Here is a 4,032-nt window from a genome sequence, read left to right as displayed (position 1 = left end):
GGACGTCCCCCAGGCTCGAAGAACCGCAGGCCAGCACCACGTCACGAGCCCGGGAAGACCGTGAAACGAATCGAAACCCTCACCGAACACGTCCGCCTGAAACAGCAGCGAGGTTAATGATCAAGCTAAGCCGCCCGGCCTTCATGTGGTGAAGGGCTAACGGAGGCTCCTGCCAGCGCCCTGTGCTCGTTCCCGTGTGGCGAGCGCGGGGCGCTTCATCGTGCGCTGATGTCGTCGATCACGCATGGCTGGTCGGGCGTGGCTCGTCGGCGGAAGAGGAAGCCGCTGCACCGGGGCACCTCGTCCCAGCGGTCAAGGTGTTTCGCGGCCAGTGCGGCGGCCTGGGGCAGGTGCCGCCAGGGGATCTGCGGGCACCAGTGGTGGACCAGGTGGTACATGTCGTCGAGGTGGCTGCCGAGGATATGGCGGGTGAGCCAGTGGGAGGACCAGCCGCGGGTCGAGAGGAGGTGGTCCGTGTCGTGGATGAGGCCAGCGTGGTCTCGCAGGAAACTCTCACAGATGGTCATCTATGAGAATTGCTGGGGCGGCGGCGACGGACCTTGGACGCTTGCCCGGCGGATCTTGTGGCCATCTGATGGTCGGCTCGTTGCGCTGGGCCTGGGCGGGGTAGCTGCCGGGCGTCGTCGTCAGGGCCGGTTCGGGTCGGAGTGCACCACCATGAAGAGCGACCAGGCGGGCGCGGCTGGGTCGTCCGGGCGGGCGGCGAACTCTTCCAGCAGATCCTTGAGCCGGGTGCGGAACTCCTCCATCTGTGGCGGTGGCAGGCGCAGCGCCATCCTGATGCCCTCGGCCTCGGTCGCGGGGACGAGGGCGAGTTCCTCCAGGAACGCGTCGAGCATCGACCGGTCCAGCGCGGGCGTTTCGAGGTGCCAGCTCTTGCGCGTCGCCAGATACGGGATCTCTCGTGCGCCGCGCGCGCCGCGCCGTTCTTCCTGCGCCTCCAGGAACCCGGTGCGGACCAGCGTTCTGGTGTGGTGCAGCACGCTGGCCGGGTCTCGGCCGAGGATCGCCGCGATCTCCTTGTTCGTGTGCGGCTTCCGCACGCAGATACGCAGGATGCGCAGGCGGAGGGCGGAGGCGAGTGCCTTCGCCTCCGCGTCGGTCGCCAGCCGGCGTTCGGTCATGACCAGCAGCCTACTGAAGAGCGGGCAGCCCGTTGAAGGGCCGGACCGCAAGTGATTGACAAAATTCAATCACTCGTCCAGGGTACCGCTGTGCCCCTTACAGCCGGGGGATCCGCGGATCTCCCGCCACGCCCACCGTGGCCCGAACGAACGAGGTCAACCATGCCGAACCGTCCCGGAACGACCGGCGGGACCGCCGCTCCCGAGAGCCCCGCAGAACAGGCGGATGTCCCACCGAACCGGCAGATGGCGTCCTGGGTCAGTCCCGTCGAGGCTCCTCCGGGACCCGGGGAGAGGGCGAACGACTACGACAGCTTCGCCGAGGCGTACGCGGCCGAGAACGAGACCAGCCTCCTCAACGCCTACTATGCGCGCCCCGCGATAGTGGACCTGGCTGGCGACGTGGCGGGCCGCCGCATCCTCGACGCCGGCTGCGGCGCCGGCCCCGTGGCCGAGGCCCTGCGCGAGCGGGGCGCCGTCGTCGCCGGCTTCGACTCCAGCGCCGGGATGCTGGCGCTGGCCCGGCGGCGGCTCGGCGACGGCGTGGTGCTGGAACGCGCCGAACTGGGCGGCCCGCTGCCCTTCGCCGACGCCGGGTTCGACGACGTCGTCGCCTCCCTGGTCCTGCACTACCTGGAGGACTGGGCGACGGCCCTGGCCGAACTGCGGCGCGTGCTGAAGCCCGGCGGCCGCCTCATCGGGTCCGTCCACCACCCCTTCGTCCAGCATATGACGGCACCGCCCGGAACCGACTACTTCGCGACCCGCCCCACGTCCCAGTGGTGGGAACTCGGCGGCACCAAGCACCTGATGACCTTCTGGGACCGGCCGTTGCACGCGATCACCGACGCGTTCACCGCGGCCGGCTTCCGGATCGACGTCATCAGCGAACCGGCCCCGGGACCCGGCACCCGCGAACGGTTCCCCGAAGTCTTCGAACAGAAGGAGTCGGGCAAGTTCCTGTGCTTCCTGTTCTTCGTCCTCACGAAGGCATAACCTCCGCCCGTAGGCGCGGGCCGTCAGCTCAGGAGCCGGCCTCACGCACGCCTCGCACGGCGTCGCAGGGGTCGAGGACCATGACGCCGTCGATCGATGCTGCCCATTCCGAAGCGGACCCCCCCGGCGCCGCGGGCGACAAGATCGTTCCTTGGCGCTAACGGCTGTTTCGTTGTTCCGAGCGTCGGCTACAGGTCCTCAATCCAGAGGTGTCCTGGGTGTACGCGGGTGAGTAGCTCGGCCAGGGTCTCGCGCTGTGCCGAGGTCATGTGCGGGACGGTCGCCTCGAAGTCTGTTTGATCCTTTCGGCGGGCGTGCTTGGCCTTGAACAGCAAGACCAGTTCAGGCGCCAGATACGGGATGCCGTCCTGGGTGTGATGGACGATCTCGCTGTAGGGAAGCCGAATACTCTCATCGCGTCGGCAGATCCAGGTGTCGCCGTCGTGCGGTTCGCGGAACACGTCGAGCAGGTAGTTTACGGTGGCCGGATCGCGGAGCCATGTCTGATGCACGGCGGCCAGCACCTCGGGTGTGGCGTTCTCCCAGATCCGGCCGCTGCCTGCTGCGTCGAAGACGTATCCGGGGTAGCGGTGGCGAACCTCGGGGAAGCTCGCGGCCGGAATCGCGATCTCGATGTCTCCATGAGCGCGCGTCTGCGTGCCGCGGAACAAGTCCAGCGCCCAGCCCGCGGCCACGTACCAAGGCGTGCTGATCCCGACCATCTGCTGCGCGACCTCACTCGGGGTCCAGCAGCATGACCACCTGGCGTGGAGGGCTTCTATCTCGTCGGGTGACAGTTCGATGCCGCCGCCGGGTAGTTGCTCGCTCACCGCAGGAATTTATCAGCCGAGTCGATCCTCGGAGCCGGACGCCGCCGGCGATCAAGCAATGCCACCAGACGGTTGGACTCCTCGGCGAACCCGCGACAGATGAATACGAGAGCCCAGCAGTACCGGGGCAGGGCAAGGCGAAGGAGTGCCGGCCGGGCACGTCGACGTGGCCGGCCAGCACCCGCGCGCCTTTCTGCGTAACGCTGTGTCCACCTGCTCACTGACGGCCCCAGGCCACACATCCCCTGCGCTCAATCCGCCAAGCACAGCGCTCACTCGCCAACTAAAACGCTCAGTCACAGCGGACCGCCCGTCTTTTGGTATGGCAGCCCTCCATGGAATCGAACAAGTGATTGAATATGGTCATGGTGAACCTTGGCTTCCCCGACGACCTGGTCCGCGATCAGCACGCCTGGAACCATGCCTACCAGCAGTTGGCCGTCTGCCGGCTGGAGGAGTACGCGGTGCTGCGCCGCCGGCCGCTTCACCTGTCCTGCCGGATCGCCTACCACCCTTATTGGGCCGGACGCCGCTCGCCCGCCGGGCTGGGCTGAACTGCGCCGCCACACACGGCAGTACCGGGTCGCCCAGCACCTCGCCCGGGCAGCGTGAGATCCACCGAGCGGCAGACATAGGTCCCCGCGCGCCCTACGAGAGGGACTGGATGTGCGGTACCCAAGAACCGCCGTCAGGGTCGGCCCTGGCGCCACCCCTCCGTTCGATGCGGCCGTCGCCGTGCCGGCCGTCCATGCTGTCTGTACCGAATATGCCGCTGCTCCGCCGCGCGGCAGGAACCCGGACCGCGCGCCGAGTTGGTTTCCTTTCCTGTGGCACACGATGTTCCATGGTCAATGCTGGAAATGTGGAAGGAGGGCGGATCTGCGGTGATTCCGGCTGGTCGCAAGCCCGCAGACTCGGTCCGCGCCGCGCAGCTTCTCGGTGTCGCGCTCGGGACCTTCCGCAACCGCAAGGCGTGGCGGACGCTGCCGCCCACGCTCAGCAGGCCGGAAGCTCGTCAACGGATCTGGGGCGAGGAACAACTCCTCGCCGCCATCGAGGGG

General features: G+C 67.9%; 5 protein-coding genes. 2 read left to right on the top strand and 3 right to left on the bottom strand.

Annotation, left to right across the window (positions count from 1 at the left end; genetic code table 11):
- Nucleotides 1–215 precede the first annotated feature (215 nt).
- Both E1265_RS34600 and E1265_RS34595 read right to left on the bottom strand, forming a co-directional pair.
- Nucleotides 216–527, bottom strand: coding sequence for a fatty acid desaturase (locus E1265_RS34600; protein WP_132934914.1), 312 nt, complete (start codon nt 525–527; stop codon nt 216–218).
- Between the two features lie 120 nt (nt 528–647).
- A complete protein-coding gene (locus E1265_RS34595) occupies nt 648–1,145 on the bottom strand; it encodes a winged helix-turn-helix domain-containing protein (protein ID WP_132934913.1) in 498 nt (165 codons plus the stop codon).
- Nucleotides 1,146–1,391: 246 nt separating this feature from the next.
- Between E1265_RS34595 and E1265_RS34590 the strand changes: the two genes are divergently transcribed.
- Nucleotides 1,392–2,141 carry a class I SAM-dependent methyltransferase gene (locus tag E1265_RS34590; RefSeq protein WP_132934915.1) on the top strand — a complete coding sequence of 250 codons (750 nt, stop codon included), beginning with the start codon at nt 1,392–1,394 and terminating at the stop codon, nt 2,139–2,141.
- Nucleotides 2,142–2,329: 188 nt separating this feature from the next.
- On the opposite strand, the gene E1265_RS34585 is transcribed toward E1265_RS34590, so the two are convergent.
- A complete protein-coding gene (locus tag E1265_RS34585) occupies nt 2,330–2,971 on the bottom strand; it encodes a hypothetical protein (protein ID WP_132934912.1) in 642 nt (213 codons plus the stop codon).
- Between the two features lie 365 nt (nt 2,972–3,336).
- On the opposite strand from E1265_RS34585, the gene E1265_RS34580 reads away from it, so the two are divergent.
- Complete coding sequence (locus tag E1265_RS34580; RefSeq protein WP_132934911.1) at nt 3,337–3,525, top strand: hypothetical protein; 189 nt, start codon at nt 3,337–3,339, stop codon at nt 3,523–3,525.
- The last annotated feature ends 507 nt before the right edge of the window (nt 3,526–4,032 follow it).

Source organism: Streptomyces sp. 8K308 (assembly GCF_004348315.1).
Taxonomy (GTDB): domain Bacteria; phylum Actinomycetota; class Actinomycetes; order Streptomycetales; family Streptomycetaceae; genus Streptomyces.
Note: the sequence above shows the minus strand (reverse complement) of the source record. Positions and strands in the feature narration are given on the sequence as shown.